A 22094-nucleotide genomic window follows, 5' to 3' on the forward strand; every position below is an offset into this window, starting at 1 on the left:
ATGTCCGGTTTGCCGGACGCGTTCAAGCCACTCACCGGGGTCATCGGTGTCACCCGCGGTCCGGCACCGGGAGGGGCCGTTTCTCGATCGCCGCCGCCATCACCTCGGGGAACAGATCGGGCGTGCAGGCGAAGGCCGGTGCGCCCAGCGCGGCGAGCGCCGCCGCGTGCTCCCGGTCGTACGCGGGCGCCCCTTCGTCCGACAGCGCGAGCAGCGTCACGAACCGCACCCCCGACGCCTTCATCGCCGCCACCCGCTTGAGCATCTCCTCCCGTATGCCTCCCTCGTAGAGGTCGCTGATCAGCACCACCACCGTCTCGGTGGGCCGGGTGATCCGCGACTGGCAGTAGGCCAGCGCCCGGTTGATGTCCGTGCCGCCTCCGAGCCGGGTGCCGAACAGGACGTCGACCGGGTCGTCCAGCTGGTCCGTGAGGTCGACGACCGCCGTGTCGAAGACGACGAGCCTGGTGGCGATCGACCGCATCGACGCCAGCACCGCCCCGAACACGGACGCGTAGACCACCGAGGCCGCCATCGATCCCGACTGGTCGACGCAGAGGACGACCTCCTTGCGCACCGAGCGGGACGCCCGCCCGTATCCGACGAGCCGCTCCGGGACGACCGTCCGGTGTTCCGGCAGGTAGTGCTTGAGGTTGGCGGCGATCGTGCGGTTCCAGTCGATGTCGTGGTGGCGGGGGCGGCTGACGCGGGCGCTGCGGTCCAGGGCGCCGGTGAGCGTGGACCGGGTCCGCGCGGCGAGCCGCTTCTCCAGGTCCTGGACGACCGTGCGGACGACGGCCCGCGCCGTTTCCCTCGTCGTCTCCGGCATCGCCTGGTGGAGCGTCAGCAAGGTGCCGACGAGGTGGATGTCGGGCTCCACGGCCTCCAGCATCTCCGGCTCCATCAGGAGCGTGGCCAGGCCCAGCCGGTCGATGGCGTCCCGTTGCATGACCTGGACGACGGAGGCCGGGAAGTACGTCCGGATGTCCCCCAGCCAGCGCGCCACGGACGGCGCCGAGGCGCCCAGCCCCGCCGAACGGTCCCGGCCGCCGCGCGTCGTCTCCTCCTTCCCGTAGAGCGCGGCGAGCGCCCTGTCCATCGCGGCGTCCGCCCCGGACAGCGAGCTGCCGGTGCCGTCGGCCGCGTCGCCCCCGAGCACCAGCCGCCACCGCCGCAGCCGTTCCCGTGCCATGTCCACCGGCTCGCCCGTCATCCGTCCGCCCCCACCAGGTCGTCGTCCCCACTGTGCTGCCGGTCCCCGTCATCCGGCGCGCCCCGGCCGCCCGCGCGGCCCACGGCGCCACCGGAACGGCCGGGGCCGCCCCCGCCCAGCAGCAGCCGCACCACCGGAAGCACGGCGTCGGCGCGCTCGGCGTCGAGCTCGGCGGCGAAACCGGGCAGACCGGGACCGGTACCCGCCGCGCTCCCCCACCGCCCCGGTCCCCGCCGGGCCAGTTCGCCCAGGGTGCGGCGCACACCCGGCTCGTACGCCGAGAAGGTCCGCCGCAGCAGCGGCAGCACCTCGGTGAACGCCTCCGCGGGCACGCCGGTCAGCCAGGTGTCGACCAGCCGGAGCAGCCGTTCGTCGTGGACCAGGAGCATGCCTCCGCCGGTGCCGCCGCCGACGAAGCCCTCGATCCAGGCGGCCGCGTCCGCGGGCGGTGTCCCCCGCGACAGCGCCAGGCCCATGGACCGCTCGGCCTCCTCGGGGGCCACCGCCCCGTCGTCCAGCAGCAGCCGCAGGGCACGTCCCCGGATGGCGCCGGGCACGCTGTCCCGCGCGGACAGGGCCCGCAGCACCTTCTGCCACCGGCCGCGCAGAGCGCCGTGGCCCGGTGCCGGGTCGTCGCCGAGCAGCCCCACCGCCCCGTGGACGGCGTCCACATGGCGCCGCATCTCCTCGGCCGCCTCCGCGTCCAGGGCGGTACAGGCCGGGGGCAGGCCGACGAAGATCCGCTCGGTGAGGCCCGCGGCGACCTCGGCCAGCGCCCCGGTGTCCGTGCCGCGCACATCGCCGTAGCGCAGGGCGCGGACCAGGGCCGGCAGGGCCCGCGCGAGCCGGCCGACATCGGCGTCGAGCGCCGCCCGTTCGGCGAGGATCCGCATCACCGTGGGCAGCGCCCTCGGCAGACCGGCCGGCAGGCACCGCTCGGCGAGCGCGGTGACCTCGGCGAGGTCGTGCGCGGCGATGGCGTCCGCCTCCGCCTTGGCGGTCGCGGCGGTGAGCACGGTCGTCCCCCACACCCCGGCCTCGGCGACCCGCACGGACAGCTCCGGCTCCCAGCGCAGCCGCCAGGTCTCCCGGAAGGTGCCCGTGCTGCCGCGCGAGGCGGCCGGTTCGCCCCAGGGGACGCCGAGCAGCCGCAACCGGTGCAGCAGTCTGCCGCGTCCGGCGTCGGTCTCCTTGCGCAGGTCCAGTTCGAGTTCCCGCTCCCCGGCCTCCGGTCTGAGCCGCAGTCGCCGCTGGAGCCGGTGGAGGTCGCGCTGGAGGGGCACCGCCGGCGCCTCCGGCGGCACTTCCCCCAGTACGTCGCCCACGACCAGCCGGTCCCGTACCAGCGCCAGCGGCACCTCCGCGCCCTCGCACATCACCGCCCGCACGGCGTCGGTCGTCTCGCCGAGCCCGGGCAGCGGCCTGCCGCGCAGCGCGGCCAGCGCCTCCGCCAGCCGCACCGCCTCGATGACGTGGGCGGAGGAGACCATCCGGCCCTCGTCCCGCAGCAGGCCCGCCACTTTCGTCAGCCACCGCTCGACGGGCCGGTCCGGCGCGCCGAACAGATGCCCGTACCAGCCCGGCGCGTCGATGCCCGCCCCGTACCCGCTCGCCCGCGACAGCCTGCGGTGGGTCCACGGCACCCAGGTCAGGTCCACCTTGAGCTTGGGCAGGCCCTTCAGCAGCGCCCGGTCGGCGGCGACGGTCGTCGCGCGCCGCAGCCCCGGCACGTGCCAGGCCCCGCACACCACGGCCACGCCGCCGGCGTACTCGCGTCGCGCCGCCCGCAGCTGGAGCCGCATGTACGCCTCGCGGACCAGGTCCCGCTCGTGTCCGCCGTCCCCGTACGTCTCGCGCAGGGCGCCCATGGCCTCCTCCAGCGCGGCGAACGGCGCGAGCGCGTCCCCGGCGCCGGCGCCCCGGTGCTCGACGACGTCCTCCCACCAGCGCTCGGGATCGTCGTAGCCGGCGGTCCCGGCCAGCACGGCCAGCGGGTCGATCCGGGCGTCGGGGACGGGCCCGCCGCCCGCGCCGGTACCGGGACCGCGTGGGCCGGCGGGCGGGCCCCCGGCCGCGTCCCCCTCCGGTGCGTCCTCCTTCGGCGCGTCGTCCCCCGGTGCGTCCCCCTCCGCTGTGTCCCAGGCCAGGGTGTGCGCGGCCGGAAGGTCGATGAAGCGGGCCGGGACGCCGTGTTCGAGGGCCCAGCGCAGGGCGACCCACTCCGGGGAGAACCCGGCCAGCGGCCAGAACGCCGACCGCCCTGGTTCGTCGGCGGCGTGGGCGAGCAGGGCGACCGGTGGACGCATGCCCTCCGCGGCGGCCAGCGGGACGAGGGCGTCCGCCTCGGGCGGACCTTCGATCAGCACCACCCGCGGCCGGGCCGCGTCCAGCGCCGCCCGCACCGCCCGCGCCGATCCCGGCCCGTGGTGGCGCACCCCGAGCAGCAGCGGCTCCGCCCCCGCTCCGCCGCCGCCCCGGGGCCTGTCCTCGCCCGTCACACCGTCCCCCTCGCCCCCGCGGCCGTCCCGTGCCACCTTCCGCCGTCCGGCCCTCCGGCGCCGGCCGCCGGCCTCCCCGCCCGGCAGATCACACGCTCACCTCCCGGCAGGCGCGGTAGAAGTCCTTCCAGCCGTCCCGCTCCCGCACGACCGTCTCCAGGTACTCCTGCCAGATGACGCGGTCGGCCGCCGGATCGCGGACGACGGCCCCGAGAAGACCGGCGGCGACATCGCCCGGCCGCAGCACGCCGTCACCGAAGTGGGCGGCCAGCGCGAGGCCGCCCGTGACGACGGAGATCGCCTCGGCGGTGGACAGCGTGCCGCTCGGTGACTTCAGCTTCGTCCGCCCGTCGGCCGTCACACCGCCCCGCAGCTCGCGGAAGACGGTCACGACGCGGCGGATCTCGTCGATGCCCTCCGGCACGGCCGGCAGGTCGAGGGAGCGGCCGATCTGCTCCACGCGGCGCGCGACGATGCCGACCTCCGCCTCGGCGCTCTCCGGCAGCGGCAGCACCACGGTGTTGAAGCGGCGGCGCAGGGCGCTGGACAGCTCGTTGACACCGCGGTCGCGGTCGTTGGCCGTGGCGATCAGGTTGAAGCCGCGGACCGCCTGCACCTCCTGGCCCAGCTCCGGTATCGGCAGCGTCTTCTCCGACAGGATCGTGATGAGCGTGTCCTGCACATCGGCCGGGATGCGGGTCAGCTCCTCCACGCGGGCGGTCATCCCCTCCGCCATGGCCCGCATGACCGGGCTGGGCACGAGGGCCTCGCGGCTGGGGCCGTGCGCGAGCAGCCGCGCGTAGTCCCAGCCGTAGCGGATCGCCTCCTCCGGGGTGCCGGCCGTGCCCTGCACCAGCAGGGTCGAGTCGCCGCTGACCGCCGCCGCCAGGTGCTCGGACACCCAGGTCTTCGCGGTGCCGGGCACGCCGAGCAGGAGCAGCGCGCGGTCGGTGGCGAGGGTGCTGACGGCGACCTCGACGATCCGCCGCGGGCCCACGTACTTCGGTGTGATCACCGTGCCGTCCGGCAGGGTGCCGCCGAGCAGGTACGTCGCCACGGCCCACGGCGACAGCTTCCAGCGGGCCGGGCGCGGCCGGTCGTCCCGCGCGGCCAGGGCGGCCAGTTCGGCGGCGAAGGCGTCCTCGGCGTGCGGGCGCAGCGCCTGCCCCTGCGCCGTGCCCGCGGGGCCGGGGGCGGAGCCGGTGTGCGCGGGCGCGGACGCGCTCCGGCCCGGGTCGGCGGACGTCGGTTCAACGGAGACAGGCATGGCTGAGTCCCCCTCCAGCTCGGCCGGTTCGGATCTGGTCCCCACGGTGCACCATCCCACTGACAATCGCTCTGACCTGCGGCTTCTCGCTGCCCGGGGCGATTGTCAGTGGCGGGATCTACCTTCGATGGCATGACTCAGCAGGGGGTGCGCTGGACCGCGGACCGGGTGCTGGCACTGGCACCTGACGACGCGTCACGCGAAGCGGGCCGCCGACTCGGCGCGGCCGGGCCGTGGTCCGGGGCGGGCGGTTCCGAGGAGGGGGCGGTATGGGGACTGTGCGAGGGCGGCGGCACCGAGCCGTACCGGACGGTCGTCGATGTCACGGACGTCTCCGGGGCGGCGTACAGGTGCAGTTGCCCGAGCCGCAAGGTGCCGTGCAAGCACGCGCTCGGGCTGCTGCTGCTCTGGGCGGAGGGAGAGGGCCGGGTGCCGCGGGGACAGCCGCCGGACTGGGCGGAGCGGTGGATCGCGGCCCGGCGCGGACGCGCGGAGCGGGAGCGGCCGGCCGGGGCGTCCGGCGCCGCCGCCCCGCCCGCCGACCCGCGGGCGGCACGGCGCCGGGCGGAGCGGCGGGCCGAGCGGATCACCGCGGGGGCCACCGAGCTGGAGCGGCGGCTGGCGGACCTGCTGCGCGGGGGGCTGGCCGGCGTCCAGCAGGCCGGGTACGGGCTGTGGGAGGAGACCGCCGCCCGGATGGTCGACGCGCAGGCGCCCGGCCTGGCCGCCCGCGTGCGCGAGGCGGCGGCGATCCCGTCCTCCGGCTCCGGGTGGCCCGCGCGCCTGCTGGAGGAGTGCGCCCTCCTCCACCTCCTCGGCCGGGGCTGGCTGCGCCGGGAGGACCTGCCGGACGGCCTGGCGGTGACGGTCCGCTCACGCGTCGGCCTGCCCGCCTCGCCGGACGGCCCGCCCCTGCGTGACCACTGGCTGGTCCTCGCCCAGTACGACACCGGGGACAGCCGCCTGACGACCCGCCGCATATGGCTGTACGGCGCCGCGTCGCAGCGGACCGCGCTGCTCCTTTCCTACGGCGCGGCCGGCCGCGCTCCCGACCTCGCGCTGCCGGCCGGACTGGCGCTGGAGGCGGAGGTGACCGCGTACCCGGGCCCCGGGCAGCTGCGGGCGGCACTCGGCGAGCGGTTCGCCCCGCCCGCGCACACGTCGGTCCGCCCGCCGGGCCTGACCACCTCGCAGGCGGCCGCCCGCTACGGCGACGCGCTGCGCGACGACCCCTGGCTGGACGCGGTCCCGGTGACCCTGGACCGGGTGGTGCCGGTCCCGGACGGCGACTCCTGGCAGCTGGCCGACGCCGACGCGGACACGGCCCTGCCGCTCACGGCCGCCGCCCGCGCCCGGTCCGGCCTGTGGCGCCTGGTCGCCGTCTCGGGCGGCGGTCCCGTCAAGGTCTTCGGCGAGCTCGGCCACCAGGGCTTCACCCCACTGACCGTCTGGCCCGCGGACGGGGGCGAGGGCACCGCCGTCCCCCTCTGCTGAGCCCGACCGGAAAGGAACCGCATGACCAGCCCATCCCCCGCTGCCGAGGCGCCCGTCCCGGGCGGCTGGGAGGACCTCGTCACGGCGGCCCTGCTGGGCACGGAGCGGCGCACGCCCCCGGGCTGCGCGCCCGGCCCCGACGCGCCGGCGGCCCTGCTGGACGCCGCGGCCGCGGAGACCGTACGCAGACGCGCCGGACTGCGCCCCGCACCGGCCGCGGACCGCCCCGAACCGGCGCCCGCCGACCCCCGGCCCCCGCTGCCGGCCGCGGCCGCCCGCCGCCTCGCCATGCTGCTGGCCGACCGCCCGGCCACACCCGGCAGGGGGACCGCCCCGGACCTGACGGAGCTGCTGCCCCAGTGGCTCGCGGCGGCCAACGCCCGCGGCTTCGCGGCGCCCGCGCAGGCGCTGCCCGCCCTGCTGGACGCGGCCCGGGGACGCACGGACCTGCGCCCGGCGGTCCTGAGGTTCGCCGGGCCGCGTGCCCTGTGGCTGGCCCGGCTGAACCCGGACTGGCGGTTCGCCCTGCGCGCGGCGGGCGGCGCGAGCGCGCCCGGCCGCCCCGGCGACCCGGAAAGGACACACGCGCTCTGGCAGGAGGGCCTGTTCGCCGAACGCGTCGCCCTGCTGGCGTCCCTGCGCTCCCGCGATCCGGCCGCCGCTCGCGCACTGCTCGCCTCCACCTGGACGACGGAGCGGGCGGAGGACCGCCTGATGTTCCTCGACTCGCTGCGCACCGGCCTGAGCCCCGAGGACGAACCGTTCCTGGAAGAGGCGCTCCGCGACCGCAGCCGCAACGTGCGCCTCACGGCGGCGGAACTGCTGTCCGCCCTGCCGGACTCGGCCCTCGCCTCGCGCATGGCGGTCCGGGCGGCGGCCTGCGTGGCCATCGACCACACCCGGGACACCCCGACGATCGTCGTGGAGGCGCCGCACGCGTGCGACGCGGACATGGAGCGGGACGGCGTCCTGCCCACGCCGCCCACCGGCCGCGGCGAGCGCTCCTGGTGGTTCGGCCAGCTGGCGGAGGCGGCACCGCTGCGCGTCTGGCCCGCGCGGCTCGGCGGACGCGCCCCCGGCCGGATCGTCACGCTGCCGGTGGCGGACGACTGGCGCGACGACCTGCACGCGGCCTGGTGCCGGGCGGCCGTACGGCAGCGCGACGCGGAGTGGGCCCGGGCCCTCCTCGGCTCGCCCACGGCACCGGAGGCCGGCGGCCCGGGGGCGGTCTCCCTGGCCGAACGGGCCAAGCTGCTCGGCATCCTGTCCCCCGGCGAACGGGCCGAGTGGGTCGCCGGGTTCATCGCGACGCACGGCCTGTCCGAGGCGTTCCAGCTCCTCGGGGTCTGCGCCGTACCGTGGGCGGCCCCCCTGGGGCGGGCGGTGGTCGACGCGCTCGACATCGCGCGCGACGCCGGCAGTTACCCGTGGAGCTTCAGCGGCGTCATGGGCCTGGCCGAACGCTGCCTCGACCCCGCCGAGGCAAGCCGCCTCGACGGCCTCCTCGCCGTCCCCGACGAACCGGAGGACGCGTCACCGGGAGCGGGCGGGTACTGGGCGGAGGCCTTCCAGCGCCTGGTCACCACCTTGCGGCTGCGGGCGGCGATGGCCGACGAACTGAGGTGACCACGGCCGCGCCCGCGCCCGCTCCCGCGCTCCCGTCCGGACGCCGCAGCCGGCGGCCCGCCGCCTCCGGCTGTCCCCGCGCGGGCGGGGACAGCCGCGCCTACGCCTCGGCCGGCTGCCGCACGTTCGCCCGCACCCAGTCCACGATCGAGGCCGTCGTCGCACCGGGCGTGAAGATCTCCGCCACGCCCTTCTCCTTCAGCGGGGGGATGTCCGCCTCGGGGATGATGCCGCCGCCGAAGACCAGGATGTCCGCCGCGTCCCGCTCCTTCAGCAGATCGATCACGGCGGCGAAGAGCGTGTTGTGCGCGCCGGAGAGGATGGACAGCCCGATCGCGTCGGCGTCCTCCTGGATCGCGGTGTCCACGATCTGCTCGGGCGTCTGGTGGAGCCCGGTGTAGATGACCTCCATACCGGCGTCGCGCAGGGCCCGCGCGATCACCTTGGCTCCGCGATCGTGGCCGTCGAGCCCCGGCTTGGCCACCACCACGCGGATCGGACCGGCTGCCACACCCATCACTGCCTCCATGAAGCGACTACATCCATCCGTAACCACACCTGCGCAGGTGCACAGTGCACCACCCGCTCCCGCGCGGCACCCGCGCGGCGCGCCCGCTCCTTGCCCGGCACCGGCACGCCACCGCCCGGCTAAGTGAACGAACGTTATCGCCAGCATCGCGCAACGGGCGGTTTCGCGGTGGATACCGAGGGGGAAATCACACAGTGGGACACGTTCGTCGCGCACCGTTCCGGCTCCCCGCGACCGCCGCGCCGTATCCGCCCACGGCACTGGGGCAGCTGCCGGACCACGCGCGAGGAGAGCCGCGACACGGCACTACGGCATCCCCAGACCCTTGAGGCGTCCTCGACCCCACACACCTCAGTGGCATCGCCGAGCGCTTGTGTCACCTCTCTCCATGAGGGCACACGGGAAACAGACGCGTTTCCGCGTGCCGGCAGGAGGTCGGCCATGAAGGTCACCAGAGCAGCACAGCCGTTCATCCCGCTCTGCCGGCGTCTCCTGCCCCTGCCCCTGCCGTCGATCGTGCCGGTCAGGGTGCCGGGAGTGTCCCTGGCCCTCCTTAAGGCGACCGTGCTGGAGATCGCGATCCTCACGGGGCACCTCATCCTGTATCCGTACGGCATCGCCCAAGAGCGCCGCGCCACCCCCGTGAAGCCCCCGAACCCCGCGGGCCCCCTCCACACCCCCGGTGGCCCCGCCGGGCCAGGCACGCCCTGCCCTCCGCCCGCCCCGTCCGATCCGCCCGACACGCCCGACACGCCCGACACGCCCGAGACGGCCGGGACACCGGAGGCGTCGGAGGCGCTCGGGGCTCCGGGTGCGTCCGGGCTGGCTCCGGGCGCCCCCCGTCCGCTCCTGCCGGCCAGGCCACCGGTCGTCCTCCTGCACGGCTTCATCGACAACCGCTCGGTCTTCGTCCTGCTGCGCCGCAGCCTGGCCCAGCACGGCGCGCGCCAGCTCGTGTCGCTGAACTACTCCCCGCTGACCTGCGACATACGTATCGCGGCCGAGCTGCTCGGCCGCCACGTCGAGGAGCTCTGCGACCGCACCGGCAGCGGGCGGGTCGACATCGTCGGGCACAGCCTCGGCGGTCTGATCGCGCGGTACTACGTGCAGCGGCTCGGCGGCGACGGCCGCGTCCGGACGCTGGTGACCCTCGGTACGCCGCACGCGGGCACCCGGGTCGCGCCCCTGGCCAACGCGCACCCCATCGTGCGCCAGATGCGCCCCGACTCCCCGGTCATGGAGGAGCTGGCCGGCCCCGCCCCCGGCTGCCGTACGCGCTTCGTCGGTTTCTGGAGCGACCTGGACCGCCTGATGGATCCGCTGGAGACGGCCTGTATCGCCCACCCCGACCTGATCGCGCGGAACGTACGGGTGAGCGGCATCGGCCACCTGGCGCTCCCCGTGCACCCCGCCGTCGCGACCGCCGTGCGGCAGGCCCTCGACACCCCCGGGGAGGAGACCGGAACCGGTGACCCCGCCGGCGGTCTGACCGTCGCCTGACACTCCAACGCCTCGAACAGAGGTCGAACACAAAGCCAAGCCCGCGCCCGCCGTCCCCCGAATCACGGCCGAATGCCCGTTTCCTGCGTGCGCGAAACCTGGCGAAGATTGTCGCGCCCGCGTACCGCCGGGTACAGTCGCCGCACTGCTCTCGCAGCCCCTGTTGTCGAGGCGAAAGAGACGTTGGTGAACGACCGTCACCCGTCGGGGACCCTTCCGACCCCGGCTCCGGCTTCCGACGCGGCCCCGGCGCCTTACGCGTCGTACGGCACGCAGGAAGCCCAGTACGGCGACTTCACCACGTACGGCGACTATGACGCCACCGGTTTTACGACCGGCGGCCCCGCGGGCACGGACTACGAGGCCGACCCCCTCTTCGGGAGTCTCCCGGCCCAGAACACGGGCGCGTACGACACCACGGCCACGTACGACGCGACCGGCACGTACGACGCCGCCCGGTGGGCCGCGGCCGGCCACCAGAGCCCGCGGTACGACGCGTACGCGGACCGGCACGACGCCGGCTACGACACCGGCGCCTACGACACCGGCGCGTGGACGGCCGGTCAGCCCCACCTGGCCGTGATTCCGCCGCAGGCCACGGGCAACGAGACCACCGGCCAGTGGGACGCGGCGGCGTGGCTCCAGCCGGACCAGTCCGGGAACCCCGCCGACCAGACCCAGCAGTGGGAGTGGGGCGCGCGGACCTTCGACACCGGCGCCTACGACGCCACCCAGTGGAACGTGGCCGCGCCGGAGTCCGCCCCAACCCCCGGGGCCGACCCGCACGCCCCGCGGACCGGGCCGCGGGAGCGGCGGGCGGAGGACCCCTTCGAGCGGTTCGCCTACGAGGACGACGCCGCGGCCGGCGACGAGACGGCCGCCACGGGTGAACTGCCCGCCGTCGGCCCGCTCCTCGACGGGCAGGAGGAAGTCACTCCGGCCTCCCGCGCCGCCTCCCGTGGCGGTGGGCGTTCCCGCCGCCGTCAGCCCGCCAAGCGGTCCGCGCTGCTGACCATCGCCGTGCCCTCGGCGTGCGTGATGGGCGTCGCCGGCATCGCCGCCGCCTCCGTCTCCACGCTGAGCGGCGGCGACGACACCAAGGAGACCACGGCTTCCGCGGCGGACACCCCGTCGGTGAAACCGGCCACCGCCAACAACCGGCTCGACACCCAGCTCCAGAGTCTGTCCGCCGGCGCCGACGACTTCGCCGACCGGGCCAGCCGGACCCAGGAGCGCATCGACCTCGAGGCCCAGCAGGAGGCCGAGAAGAAGCGGGCGGCGGCGGAGGCGGCCCGCAAGGAGCGGCTGCGGCCGAAGTTCGCCCTGCCGGTCGCGCAGCACGGCCTGAGCGCCTACTACGGCCAGTCCGGCATCAACTGGATGTCCGTCCACAGCGGCATCGACTTCCCCGTCGCCTACGGCACGACGGTGATGGCCGCGACCGACGGCACGGTCCGCACGCAGTGGAACAGCGCCTACGGCAACATGATGATCGTGACCGCGAAGGACGGCACGGAGACGTGGTACTGCCACCTCTCCAGTTACCGCGTTCCCTCCGGTACGACCGTGAAAGCCGGCGATCCGATCGCGTACTCCGGCAACTCCGGCAACTCGACCGGCCCCCACCTGCACTTCGAGGTGCGGCCGGGCGGCGGCTCGGCGATCGACCCGCTGTCGTGGCTGCGCAGCCACGGCCTCGACCCCTCATAGCGCCGGGCGCCGCGCCCCCGCCCACCCCGACGGCGGCGGGATCGCGGCTCACCTGCGCGAAGCCTTCCCTCCCTCTCGGGGCCCGTCGTCCGCTCAGAGCTTCTCGACCGGCGCGTACCGCAGCAGCAGCCGCTTCGGCTTGGCGTCACCGAAGTCGATCGTCGCCTCCGCGTTCGCTCCCGTGCCCTTGACCGCGATCACGGTGCCGAGCCCGAACTGGTCGTGGGTGACCCGGTCGCCGACCGCCAGGGCCGCCACCGGCTTCTCCGATGCCCGGCGCGTGGCGAAGCCGGACGCGCCCGCCGCCGTGGAACGCGACCGGGACGACGACAGCGAGGCGGCGATGCCCGAGGCCGGCCCGGAGGACACGGGCGCGGTCGCCCCGGTCCGCTTCCACTCCAGGTGGGCCGCCGGGATCTCCTCCAGGAAGCGCGAGGGCGGGTTGTACGACGGCTGCCCCCAGGCGCTGCGCATCGTGGACCGGGTGAGGTACAGCCGCTCACGCGCGCGCGTGATGCCGACGTACGCCAGGCGGCGCTCCTCCTCCAGCTCCTTGGTCTGGCCGAGGGCGCGCATGTGCGGGAAGACGCCGTCCTCCATGCCGGTCAGGAAGACGACCGGGAACTCCAGGCCCTTGGCGGTGTGCAGCGTCATCAGGGTGACGACGCCGTCGCCCTCCTCGTCGGGGATCTCGTCGGAGTCGGCGACCAGGGCGACCTGCTCCAGGAACTCGGCGAGCGTGCCGGGATTCCCCTCCCCGCGGGACTGCTCGAACTCCAGGGCGACGGCGGCGAGCTCCTGGAGGTTCTCGATCCGGGTCTCGTCCTGCGGGTCGGTGGAGGACTGCAGCTCGGCCAGGTAGCCGGTGCGCTCCAGGACCGCCTCCAGCACGGTCGCCGGTCCCGCGCCGGACTCGACGACCGTACGGAGCTCCTCCATGAGCGCGTTGAACCGCTTCACGGCGTTCGCGGAGCGTGCCGCCATGCCGTACGCCTCGTCGACCCGCCTGAGGGCCTGCGGGAAGCCGATCTTCTCCCGCTGGGCGAGGGCGTCGATCATGGCCTCGGCGCGGTCGCCGATGCCGCGCTTGGGCACGTTGAGGATGCGGCGCAGCGGGACGGAGTCCTCGGGGTTGGCGAGCACCCGCAGGTAGGCCAGGACGTCCCGGACCTCCTTGCGCTCGTAGAAGCGGACGCCGCCGACGACCTTGTAGGGCAGGCCGACGCGGATGAAGACCTCTTCGAAGACACGGGACTGGGCGTTGGTGCGGTAGAAGACGGCGACGTCGCCGGCCTTGGCCTCGCCCGCGTCCGTGAGACGGTCGATCTCGTCGGCGACGAACTGCGCCTCGTCGTGCTCGGTGTCGGCCACGTACCCGGTGATCAGCGAGCCGACGCCCTGGTTGGTCCACAGGTTCTTCGGGCGGCGGGACTCGTTGCGCTCGATGACGGCGTTGGCCGCGCTCAGGATCGTCTGCGTGGAGCGGTAGTTCTGCTCCAGCAGGATCGTCGTGGCGTCCGGGTAGTCCTCCTCGAACTGGAGGATGTTGCGGATGGTCGCGCCGCGGAAGGCGTAGATCGACTGGTCGGCGTCACCAACGACGCACAGCTCGGCGGGCGGCAGGTCGCCCTCGCCCGGGGGGACGTCCTCGTCGTACGCACCGGTGCCGACCAGCTCCCGGACCAGGGCGTACTGCGCGTGGTTGGTGTCCTGGTACTCGTCGACCAGGACGTGGCGGAACCGGCGGCGGTAGTGCTCGGCGACGTCCGGGAAGGCGCGCAGCAGGTTGACCGTCGTCATGATCAGGTCGTCGAAGTCGAGGGCGTTCGCCTCGCGCAGCCGCGACTGGTAGAGGGCGTAGGCCTGGGCGAGGGTCTTCTCGAAACCGTCGGTCGCCTGGGCGGCGAAGTCCTCCTCGTCGATCAGCTCGTTCTTGAGATTGCTGATCTTGGCGCTGAAGGACTTGGGCGGGAACCGCTTCGGGTCGAGGTCCAGGTCGCGGCAGACCAGGGCCATCAGGCGCTTGGAGTCGGCCGCGTCGTAGATCGAGAAGGAGGAGGTGAAGCCGAGCTTCTTGCTCTCCCGGCGCAGGATGCGCACGCACGCGCTGTGGAAGGTCATCACCCACATCGCGTTCGCGCGCGGGCCGACGAGCTGCTCCACACGCTCCTTCATCTCGCCCGCGGCCTTGTTGGTGAAGGTGATCGCGAGGATCTGGCCCGGGTGGACGCCCCGCTCGGCCAGCAGGTAGGCGATGCGGTGGGTGAGCACCCGCGTCTTGCCGGAGCCGGCACCGGCGACGATGAGCAGCGGGGAGCCGGCGTGCACGACCGCGGCGCGCTGGTTGTCGTTCAGCCCCGCCAGGAGCGTGGCGGAGTCGGCCACCGGGCGCGGGGCGCCGTTGCGGTAGTAGGCTCCCCCGCTCCCGGCCCCGTCCGGGCCGGCGCCCCATCGCTCCGGCGGCACGTCGAACTTCCCGCCGAACAGATCGTCCGGAAGGGGCTCCGGTACGTGATCGTCCTCGGGCGGCGGCGGGGGCTCTTCCTCGGGCCCGCGCGGGGCCTGGAGTTCCGCCAGGAAGCTGTCGTCAAAGAGGCTGCTCATCGCTCTCCGAGTCTAGGGCGCCCCACCGACAACCGGCCGCCGCCTTGACAACATCCCCGCACCCCCCCGTTCACGTCCGCGCCCCCGGCGGGCGCGGCCCGCGCGCCCGCGCGCCCTGGTGGGTCAGGGCTCGTACGCTCCTCCGGGCACCGCGTGAGACTTTGGTCACGACGGCGGCCCGGAAGGGGAGAGCGCCGTCGCACGTGACGCCGGGCACCGGCACGGCCGGAGCGCCCCGGCCGGTACCTCCGCCCTGACGCGCCCGCCCGGCGCCGGGGCAGTCAGGTGTTTTCGCCCGGCACGCGCGCGTGCCCCGCCCGCGCGGCGCGTCCGCTGCCTAGCATCGGCCCCATGTCCGGCTCCTCACCCCTGCGCGCCTGGTGGGCGCAGCGTCCGCCGGCGGCCGGTGCCGCCGTGATGGCGACCGGCATCGTGTCGGTCGGCCTGCATCTGAGGGGGCACGAGTTCCTGTCCTGCCTCGCGCTGGTCCTGGCCTGCGCCGCCTGGCTCGGGCTGGCCCTGAACTTCGTCGTCCTGCTGCTGCGCGAGCGGGCGCGGTGGGTGGCGCAGGCGGGGACGCCGGGCGCGCTCACCGCGGTCGCCGCCACCACCGTGCTGGGCACGCGCTTCTCCCAGCTCGGCTGGCAGGTCGTGGCGCAGGCGCTGCTGGCACTGGCCGCGGTGCTGTGGCCGGGGCTGCTCTGTCTGGTCGTACGCCACTGGGGGCGGCCCATGCCGGGGGCGGTGTTCCTCGGCTGTGTGGCGACGCAGGGGCTCGCGGTGCTGGGGGCGACCCTGGCCCCGGTCTCCTCGGCGGCCTGGCTGGCCCACGCGGCCCTGGTGTTGTTCTGGCTGGGGCTCGTCCTCTACCTGATCGCCTTGGTCCGCTTCGACCTGCGGCAGGTGGCCCTGGGGGCCGGGGACCACTGGATCGCGGCCGGCGCGCTCGCCATCTCGGCGCTCGCGGGGTCCAAACTGCTGGCCGCCTCCGGCGCGGGCCTGCGCCTGTGGAACCACGACGACAGCGGTGTCCTGCGCACCGTGACCGTCGCGCTGCTCGTGCTCGATCTGGCCTGGTACGTCGTGCTGCTCGCCGCCGAGGCGGGGTGGCCGCGGCCGCGGTACGACGTGCGCCGCTGGGCGACCGTCTTCCCGATGGGCATGACGGCGGCGGCGACGCTGTCCGTCGCCGCCGTCGTCGACGTGCCGTGGCTGGGCGGGCCCGGTCAGGTGCTGCTGTGGGTCGCGGTGGCCGCGTGGCTGGCGGTCGCCGCGGGCGCGGTCGGGTCCGCGCGGGACGGGCTGCGGTCCGCGGCCGCCGGGGAGACGGTCAGGTCCACAGCACGGCGATGAAGACGTTCGCCATGGTCAGCAGCCCGACCAGCCCGAACAGGCCCTTGTCCGCCTTCTCCTCGTCCCGCTTCACGTAGACCAGGCCGAGGATCACGATCAGCAGGGCCAGCTTCACCCCGATCTTGATGTTGTCGACGGGCTGGTCGTCGGCCTGGTTGAGGCCGACCAGGATCACTCCGGTGACCAGCATCGTCAGCGCGCCGTGCAGCATCGCGGGACCGAAGCGCGCGGTGCCCTGGCCCATCGGCTTCATCTGGGTCAGGAAGCCGCCCAGCAGCGCCGCGATGCCGATGATGTGCAGGCCGACGAAGAGGTGGATGAGTACGTCCATGAGGCCGGAGCCTAATCCCGGGCGCGGGCGCCCCCGGAACCGGCCCGCCACCGGGTCCCCGCCCTGGTGCCCGCGCGCCTCATAGCACTCCGCAGCCCCTCCCGGCTCGGTGATCACTCGCATCGATCATCACGCTCTGTGAATGTATCGATCGCCATTCCGCCCCACGGTCACCTACGGTCACCAAGTGGTCGGCTGGGGCCACTTCCGTACATTTCGGGACCGGCCCGGCGTATCGAGAGCTAGCGTCCTGCCCCAGGTGCCCGGCCCCCCTCGCCGCCCGGGCCAGGGGCGGCAGCCGGCACCACCGCCGAGCGGGTCCGGCGGGCGCCCCGCCCCCGTACCCGTCGCCGTCGCACCGGCCGACCGCCGGTGCGTCCGCCCGGCCTCCGCCCGGCGGACCCGGCGCCCAGGCGGAACACACGAGCCATAGGGAAGGACGTGGAGCCAGTGGCAAGCCACCGCAGGCCCCGGCAGCGAGGAGCGGGCGGCGGTACGGCACGGACCGCCGCCACGATCGCCCTCACGGGCGCGGCGACCGCCGCCGGACTCGACGGAACCGGACACGCCGAGCCGCAGCGGACTCCGGCACAGGTCCGGGCCGAGGTGGAGCAGTTGTACCGGGAGGCCGAGGTGGCCACCGAGAGATACAACGGCGCGAAGGAGAGAGCCGGACAGGCCGAGCGCCGGCTGGCGCGACTACAGGACGCCGCGGCGCGCAAGCAGGAGCGGCTCTCCTCGGCACGCACCCTGCTGGGCACGACCGCGGCGGCGCAGTACCGCGGCGGCGGCCTCGATCCCGCGCTGCAGCTCGCCCTCTCCGAAAATCCCGACGGATACCTCGAAGGGGCCGCGCTCGCCGAACGGGTGGGCAGCAGGCAGGCGGCCGCCGTCGCCCGCGTACGCGGGCATCTCCGGGAGATCGAGCGGCTGCGCGGGGCCGCCCGCGTGGAGGTGACCGAGCTGAGGTCGCGGCGGACGGAGCTGAAACGTCACCGTGCGACGGTCACCGGGAAACTGGACGCGGCCCGCCGGCTGCTGTCCGCGCTGTCGGCCGCGGACCGCGCGGGGCTGGGCGGCGCACCGGGCCGGGCCTCCCGGCCGGCGCCGGGCGCCCGGGAGGGCGTGCCGGCCGCCGGGCCGGTGCGGGCACCCGACGCCCGGGCCGCGGCGGCCGTCGCCTACGCCCACCAGAAGATCGGCAGCCCGTACGTCTGGGGCGCGACCGGCCCGAACGCCTTCGACTGCTCGGGGCTCGTCCAGGCGGCGTACCGCGCGGCTGGCGTCGCCCTGCCCCGCACCACCTACGCCCAGATCGGCGCCGGCCGCCGGGTGTCACGCTCCGAACTGCTCCCGGGTGACCTGGTGTTCTTCTACTCCGGCATCAGCCACGTCGGCATCTACGTGGGGAACGGCCGGATGATCCACGCCCCCAACCCCTCGGCCCCCGTACGGTCGGCGCCCGTCGACCAGATGCCGTTCGCCGGGGCGACCCGGGTCGTGTGACAGGGCCGCCCGCGCCGGTCACACCAGCCGCCGGGCCGTCGCCCACCGGGTCAGCTCGTGCCGGTTGGACAGCTGCAGCTTCCGCAGGACCGCCGAGACATGGGACTCGACCGTCTTCACGGAGATGAACAGCTGCTTGGCGATCTCCTTGTACGCGTAGCCGCGGGCGATGAGCCGCAGCACCTCGCGCTCGCGCTGCGTGAGACGGTCGAGGTCCTCGTCGACCGGCGCGGCGTCGGTGGAGGCGAAGGCGTCCAGGACGAACCCGGCCAGGCGCGGGGAGAAGACCGCGTCGCCCTCCTGCACACGGAAGACGGAGTCGATCAGGTCGGAGCCGGTGATCGTCTTGGTCACGTATCCCCGGGCGCCGCCGCGGATCACGCCGATCACGTCCTCGGCCGCGTCCGAGACGGACAGCGCGAGGAACCGGACCGGCCGCTCGGGGTCGGCCATCAGGGCGGCGCACCGGCGCAGCACTTCGACGCCGCCCCCGCCCGGCAGGTGCACGTCGAGCAGGACCACCTCGGGCCGGGTCGCGGTGATGACCGTGACCGCCTGGTCGACGTCGGCGGCCTCGCCGACCACCTCGACGCCGGTCTGCTCGGTCTGGCCGATCTCGGCCTGCACCCCCGTACGGAACATGCGGTGGTCGTCGACGAGGACGACACGGACACGGCGCCCGCCCGCGCCGCCCGCCGCCCGCGCGGACCCGGCCGCCTCCGCCGATCCCGCCGTTCCGTTCGCCTCGGTCGGGTCGCTCATGACGTCTTCTCCGCCCTCTCCATCTCCAGCTCGACCTCCGTGCCGCCGTCCGGTACGGCGCGCAGCCGCGCCGTACCGCCGTTGCGCTCCATGCGGCCGATGATCGATTCTCTGACACCCATGCGGTCGGCGGGTATCGAGTCGAGGTCGAAGCCGGGGCCGCGGTCCCGGACGGACACGAAGACCGTCCTGCCCTCGACTTCGGCGTAGACCTGAACGGCGCCGCCCTCGCCACCGTACTTGGCGGCGTTCACCATCGCTTCGCGCGCGGCTTGCATCTGTGCGCCGACCCGCTCGTCGAGCGGGCAGTCGCCGACCACGACGACCTCGATGGGGACACCGTGCTTGTCCTCCACCTCGGCGGCGTTGCGCCGCACGGCGTCGGCGAGGGTGGCGGGCTCGTCGGCCTCGTCCTTGCCGTTGCCCTCCGGCTTGTACAGCCAGGCGCGCAGGTCGCGCTCCTGCGCGCGGGCCAGCCGGCGCACCTCGCCCGGGTTGTCGGCGTTGCGCTGGATCAGGGTCAGGGTGTGCAGCACGGAGTCGTGGACGTGGGCCGCGACCTCGGCGCGCTCCTGGGCGCGGATACGCATCAGCCGTTCCTCGGAGAGGTCCTGCGTCATACGGACCAGATACGGGCCGGCCAGCAGCGTGATGCCGACCAGGACCGCGAGGGCGGCCTGGAGAACGGACCCGAGGTGGGCGGCGGAGCCCTGGAGGACGAACATGCCGGAGACACCGGCCGTGACCAGCAGCACGCCCGCCACGGCGCGCAGCAGGGTCACCGTGCGCCGCCGGCGGCCGACCTCGGCCCAGCGGGCCCGGCGGGCGTTGTCCGCCTGCCGCCAGACGAGGGCGACGCCCGCGCCGACGAGCACGGCCGGCCAGAGGTAGGCCTTGGCGCCGTTGCCCACGTTCACGTTGCCCACGAAGACCAGGGCCACGACGACCATGAGGAACAGGGCGACGATCTGGCCCTTGTCCGGCTTGCGGGTGACGAGTCTGCGGCGGCCGTCCGGCGAGGTCTCCGTCGTCACCAGGGACGGCGGCTTCCTGGCCTCGACACCGCCGACACCCAGAGGGACGAAGAACCAGAACGCGGCGTACAGCAGCGCGCCGAGGCCGTCCGCCATGAACAGGCCGACGAAGACGAGCCGTACCCAGATCACGGGCAGCCCGAGGTGCCCGGCGAGCCCCCGCGCCACACCCCCCAGCCAGCGTCCGTCACCGCTGCGGTAGAGCTTGCGCGGCGGCCGCGGTTCGGCGAGTGGCGCTGCTGCGGCTTCCGGCATGCCAACGATGGTCACACGGCCGCGGTCCCCGGACATCAGGGTCCGCCCCGGAGACTCCCCTGATCTTCGAAGCGACGGCTCACCGAAGCCACCGGGCCCGGTCTCGGGGCCGGATTTCAGGGTCCTCCCAGGGTCGCTCCCGCTCCCGCCGCCGTGCCGCGCCCGTCACCATGGAGCCATGACCGATCACGAGCACGCCACGACGGGTCCGGGACCCGGCTCCGGCCCGCGCTCCCCGCTCGGCGCCGGGCCGCGGGGCGCCGCACCCGGCCCCGGCGCGGCCGCCGGCGGTGCCGACGGGCCCGGGCCTGTCCGCAGGTTCCGGCGCGACCCGCGGTTCAGGATGCTCGCCGGCGTGTGCTCGGGGCTGGGCCGGCAGTTCGACATGGACCCGGTGATCTTCCGGATCACCCTGGCGGTGCTCTCCGCGACCGGCGGCCTCGGCCTCATCTTCTACGGTTTCGCCTGGCTCTTCGTCCCCGCCGACGACGAGGACGAGAACGAGGTGCGCAAGCTGCTGACGGGCCGGGTCGACGGCCAGGCGCTGGCGGCGGTGCTGTTCGCGCTGGTCGGCTGCGGCGTGTTCCTGACGATGCTGAACAACGGCGGGGTGCTGACGTTCGCCGTCGTCCTCTCCCTCCTCCTCGCGGGCGCCGGATACTGGTCGCGGCAGCGCGGCGCCCCCGGCCCGGACCCCCTCGCCGCGCAGGCCGTCGCCGACGCGCCGCCGGAGCCCCAGGCGCCCCCGGTCTCCCTCACCTTCCCGTCCTGGTGGCGCGACCCCATCGTCAAGGACGGCACGCACATCGGCGGCACCGGATACCTGTGGGGCCCCGGGGACTCCTACGCCCCCGATCTCGCGGCAACCGTCGACGTCAGCCTCACCGGCCACGGCACCGGCCGGAAAAGCACGGCGGCCCGGCACTCCCGGCCGCCGAAGCCGCGCGGTCCCCGCTGGATCGGCGGCTGGATCTTCCTGCTCGCCCTGCTCACCGGCGGCCTCGGCACCCGCCTGGCCTGGGAGGAGCACCCGCTCGGCACCAGTCTGCAGGCGGGCCTGTCCTGCGCGCTGGTCGTCTTCGGCGCCGGCATCGCGGTCAGCGCCTTCCTCGGCCGCACGGGAGCCGGCTCCCTCTTCCTGGCGATCGTCACGGCGGCCCTGCTGGCCGGTTCGGCGGCCGTGCCCGAGAAGATCGACACCCGTTGGACGCACACCACCTGGAGACCCGCGGCCGTGGCCGGCATACGCCCCCAGTACGAGGTGGGCACCGGCGTCGGCACCCTGGACCTGTCCCGCCTGCGCGTCGCCGACGGGCAGACGGTGACGACACGGGCCGACGTGGGGGTGGGGCGGATACGGGTGGTCGTACCCGAGGACGTGACCGTGCGGCTGAGCATCGACGTCGGTGTGGGTGACATCCAGCTGCCGGGCGACGACCGGAGGGACGTGGACGTGGCCCCGGGCAAGCACCGGGAGGTGACCCTGTCCCCCGCCACGGGCGACAAGGACACCGGCACGCTCGATCTCGACCTCGGGGTCGGCATAGGACAGGCGGAGGTGAGCCGTGCTGCGTCATGAGTTCCAGCCCGGGAGGCTGGTCGCCGGCCTCTTCCTGGCCCTGGCGGGCGCCGTCTACGCGGGGGACGCGGGCGGCCTGTGGGAGACCCCCTGGTTCGCCGTCATCCCCCTCGTCGTCGGGGGCCTGTGCCTGGCCGGTGTCACCGCCCTGCTGTCCCGGAGCCGACACCGCCGGGCGGCCAGGGCGGACGCACCGCGCTGACCCCGGCCGCCGCGACACGCCGCCGCCGTGCCCGCCACCGGGCGTCCACCGACAGCAGGGGCGCCCCCGCGAGGACGAGCGGGATCCACGCCATGAGATACGGAAGATCGTTGCCGTAGTAGTACGGGTCCGAGGCCCAGCTCACGGTCAGCCACAGACTGAGGGAGATCAACGCGCCCCCGAGCGCGGCCAGGCGGGCGAACAGGCCGAGCAGCGTCCCGATCCCGACGGCCAGCTCGCCGAGGGCGATGGCGTAGCCGAACCCCGCCGGGCTCTTCAGCGACAGGTCGACCAGGGCGGGAAGGGCCGAGGAGTCCCGGACCGCGCGCATCATCTCCCCGACGGAACCGGCACCCGCGTCCTTCATGAAGGAGCTGTCGATGAGTTTGTCGAAACCGGCGTAGACGAAGGTGACACCGAGGAAGACCCGCAGGGGCAGCAGCGCGTACCGTGCGACCCCGTCCCGCCGCTCCCCGCCGCCGGGCCGATTCTCCTGACTCGTCACTGCCGCCGCCTCTCGCCGCCCTGCCCGGAACTCCCCACCAGACCATACGGACGACCGACACGCCCCCGCACCGGCGCCCCGCCCCCGTGACCCGAGCGGCCTCGCGGCCGCCCACGGCGGAAGGAA

General features: G+C 74.8%; 17 protein-coding genes. 8 read left to right on the top strand and 9 right to left on the bottom strand.

All coding sequences use genetic code 11. From position 1 onward, the window contains the following. Positions 1–49: 49 nt before the first annotated feature. The 3 genes from AB0L74_RS15140 to AB0L74_RS15150 all read right to left on the bottom strand — a co-directional run bounded on the left by AB0L74_RS15140 (position 50) and on the right by AB0L74_RS15150 (position 4978). Positions 50–1213 (bottom strand): VWA domain-containing protein, encoded by a 1164-nt coding sequence (locus tag AB0L74_RS15140; protein WP_365650900.1) that lies wholly within the window; start codon positions 1211–1213, stop codon positions 50–52. Further along, positions 1210–3711 (bottom strand): DUF5682 family protein, encoded by a 2502-nt coding sequence (locus tag AB0L74_RS15145; RefSeq protein WP_365650903.1) that lies wholly within the window; start codon positions 3709–3711, stop codon positions 1210–1212. The genes AB0L74_RS15140 and AB0L74_RS15145 overlap by 4 nt, the downstream gene beginning before the upstream one ends. 88 nt (positions 3712–3799) lie before the next feature. Next, on the bottom strand, positions 3800–4978 hold the full coding sequence (locus AB0L74_RS15150; RefSeq protein WP_365650906.1) for an AAA family ATPase: 1179 nt from the start codon (positions 4976–4978) through the stop codon (positions 3800–3802). A 132-nt stretch (positions 4979–5110) separates the two neighbouring features. Here AB0L74_RS15150 and AB0L74_RS15155 point away from each other — a divergent pair, with 132 nt between their 5' ends. After that, positions 5111–6472 carry an SWIM zinc finger family protein gene (locus AB0L74_RS15155; protein ID WP_365650909.1) on the top strand — a complete coding sequence of 454 codons (1362 nt, stop codon included), beginning with the start codon at positions 5111–5113 and terminating at the stop codon, positions 6470–6472. Between the two features lie 21 nt (positions 6473–6493). Further along, positions 6494–8098 carry a DUF5691 domain-containing protein gene (locus tag AB0L74_RS15160; RefSeq protein ID WP_365650912.1) on the top strand — a complete coding sequence of 535 codons (1605 nt, stop codon included), beginning with the start codon at positions 6494–6496 and terminating at the stop codon, positions 8096–8098. A 100-nt stretch (positions 8099–8198) separates the two neighbouring features. Here AB0L74_RS15160 and AB0L74_RS15165 read toward each other — a convergent pair whose 3' ends face one another. Continuing rightward, positions 8199–8615 carry a cobalamin B12-binding domain-containing protein gene (locus tag AB0L74_RS15165; protein ID WP_365650915.1) on the bottom strand — a complete coding sequence of 139 codons (417 nt, stop codon included), beginning with the start codon at positions 8613–8615 and terminating at the stop codon, positions 8199–8201. A 453-nt stretch (positions 8616–9068) separates the two neighbouring features. Here AB0L74_RS15165 and AB0L74_RS15170 point away from each other — a divergent pair, with 453 nt between their 5' ends. After that, the gene (locus AB0L74_RS15170; RefSeq protein ID WP_365650918.1) at positions 9069–10127 is read left to right on the top strand and encodes an alpha/beta fold hydrolase; all 1059 of its coding nucleotides are present in this window, start codon (positions 9069–9071) and stop codon (positions 10125–10127) included. A 72-nt stretch (positions 10128–10199) separates the two neighbouring features. Continuing rightward, on the top strand, positions 10200–11837 hold the full coding sequence (locus tag AB0L74_RS15175; protein ID WP_365650921.1) for a M23 family metallopeptidase: 1638 nt from the start codon (positions 10200–10202) through the stop codon (positions 11835–11837). A gap of 93 nt (positions 11838–11930) precedes the next feature. Here AB0L74_RS15175 and pcrA read toward each other — a convergent pair whose 3' ends face one another. Next, positions 11931–14441, bottom strand: a complete 2511-nt coding sequence (pcrA, locus tag AB0L74_RS15180; RefSeq protein ID WP_365650924.1) for a DNA helicase PcrA — start codon at positions 14439–14441, stop codon at positions 11931–11933. A 351-nt stretch (positions 14442–14792) separates the two neighbouring features. Here pcrA and AB0L74_RS15185 point away from each other — a divergent pair, with 351 nt between their 5' ends. Continuing rightward, on the top strand, positions 14793–15794 hold the full coding sequence (locus AB0L74_RS15185; protein ID WP_365650927.1) for a tellurite resistance/C4-dicarboxylate transporter family protein: 1002 nt from the start codon (positions 14793–14795) through the stop codon (positions 15792–15794). On the opposite strand, the gene AB0L74_RS15190 is transcribed toward AB0L74_RS15185, so the two are convergent. Beyond that, entirely contained in the window at positions 15772–16125 is a 354-nt protein-coding gene (locus AB0L74_RS15190) for a hypothetical protein (protein WP_365650930.1), read from the bottom strand. The two genes, AB0L74_RS15185 and AB0L74_RS15190, sit on opposite strands and share 23 nt — an antisense overlap. Before the next feature lie 450 nt (positions 16126–16575). Here AB0L74_RS15190 and AB0L74_RS15195 point away from each other — a divergent pair, with 450 nt between their 5' ends. Continuing rightward, positions 16576–17631 carry an NlpC/P60 family protein gene (locus AB0L74_RS15195; protein WP_365651197.1) on the top strand — a complete coding sequence of 352 codons (1056 nt, stop codon included), beginning with the start codon at positions 16576–16578 and terminating at the stop codon, positions 17629–17631. A gap of 18 nt (positions 17632–17649) precedes the next feature. Here the strand turns inward: AB0L74_RS15195 and AB0L74_RS15200 are convergent, their stop codons facing one another. Further along, a complete protein-coding gene (locus AB0L74_RS15200; protein WP_365650933.1) occupies positions 17650–18393 on the bottom strand; it encodes a response regulator transcription factor in 744 nt (247 codons plus the stop codon). Continuing rightward, on the bottom strand, positions 18390–19682 hold the full coding sequence (locus AB0L74_RS15205; RefSeq protein ID WP_365650936.1) for a PspC domain-containing protein: 1293 nt from the start codon (positions 19680–19682) through the stop codon (positions 18390–18392). The genes AB0L74_RS15200 and AB0L74_RS15205 overlap by 4 nt, the downstream gene beginning before the upstream one ends. Before the next feature lie 178 nt (positions 19683–19860). On the opposite strand from AB0L74_RS15205, the gene AB0L74_RS15210 reads away from it, so the two are divergent. Both AB0L74_RS15210 and AB0L74_RS15215 read left to right on the top strand, forming a co-directional pair. Then, positions 19861–21261 carry a PspC domain-containing protein gene (locus AB0L74_RS15210; protein ID WP_365650939.1) on the top strand — a complete coding sequence of 467 codons (1401 nt, stop codon included), beginning with the start codon at positions 19861–19863 and terminating at the stop codon, positions 21259–21261. Continuing rightward, a complete protein-coding gene (locus tag AB0L74_RS15215) occupies positions 21248–21463 on the top strand; it encodes a hypothetical protein (RefSeq protein ID WP_365650942.1) in 216 nt (71 codons plus the stop codon). The genes AB0L74_RS15210 and AB0L74_RS15215 overlap by 14 nt, the downstream gene beginning before the upstream one ends. Here AB0L74_RS15215 and AB0L74_RS15220 read toward each other — a convergent pair. Continuing rightward, complete coding sequence (locus AB0L74_RS15220) at positions 21402–21968, bottom strand: DoxX family protein (RefSeq protein ID WP_365650945.1); 567 nt, start codon at positions 21966–21968, stop codon at positions 21402–21404. The two genes, AB0L74_RS15215 and AB0L74_RS15220, sit on opposite strands and share 62 nt — an antisense overlap. Positions 21969–22094: the final 126 nt, after the last annotated feature.

This window comes from Streptomyces sp. NPDC052020, assembly GCF_040680575.1.
Lineage (GTDB): Bacteria > Actinomycetota > Actinomycetes > Streptomycetales > Streptomycetaceae > Streptomyces.

Bases quoted from the DNA above. Each gene is read 5' to 3' on its own strand.
- AB0L74_RS15200 (WP_365650933.1), bottom strand. From the start codon at position 18,393: ATGAGCGACCCGACCGAGGCGAACGGAACGGCGGGATCGGCGGAGGCG.
- AB0L74_RS15210 (WP_365650939.1), top strand. From the start codon at position 19,861: ATGACCGATCACGAGCACGCCACGACGGGTCCGGGACCCGGCTCCGGC.
- AB0L74_RS15190 (WP_365650930.1), bottom strand. From the start codon at position 16,125: ATGGACGTACTCATCCACCTCTTCGTCGGCCTGCACATCATCGGCATC.
- AB0L74_RS15165 (WP_365650915.1), bottom strand. From the start codon at position 8,615: ATGGGTGTGGCAGCCGGTCCGATCCGCGTGGTGGTGGCCAAGCCGGGG.
- AB0L74_RS15170 (WP_365650918.1), top strand. From the start codon at position 9,069: ATGAAGGTCACCAGAGCAGCACAGCCGTTCATCCCGCTCTGCCGGCGT.
- AB0L74_RS15160 (WP_365650912.1), top strand. From the start codon at position 6,494: ATGACCAGCCCATCCCCCGCTGCCGAGGCGCCCGTCCCGGGCGGCTGG.
- AB0L74_RS15140 (WP_365650900.1), bottom strand. From the start codon at position 1,213: ATGACGGGCGAGCCGGTGGACATGGCACGGGAACGGCTGCGGCGGTGG.
- AB0L74_RS15205 (WP_365650936.1), bottom strand. From the start codon at position 19,682: ATGCCGGAAGCCGCAGCAGCGCCACTCGCCGAACCGCGGCCGCCGCGC.
- AB0L74_RS15185 (WP_365650927.1), top strand. From the start codon at position 14,793: ATGTCCGGCTCCTCACCCCTGCGCGCCTGGTGGGCGCAGCGTCCGCCG.
- AB0L74_RS15150 (WP_365650906.1), bottom strand. From the start codon at position 4,978: ATGCCTGTCTCCGTTGAACCGACGTCCGCCGACCCGGGCCGGAGCGCG.
- AB0L74_RS15175 (WP_365650921.1), top strand. From the start codon at position 10,200: ATGCCCGTTTCCTGCGTGCGCGAAACCTGGCGAAGATTGTCGCGCCCG.
- pcrA (WP_365650924.1), bottom strand. From the start codon at position 14,441: ATGAGCAGCCTCTTTGACGACAGCTTCCTGGCGGAACTCCAGGCCCCG.
- AB0L74_RS15155 (WP_365650909.1), top strand. From the start codon at position 5,111: ATGACTCAGCAGGGGGTGCGCTGGACCGCGGACCGGGTGCTGGCACTG.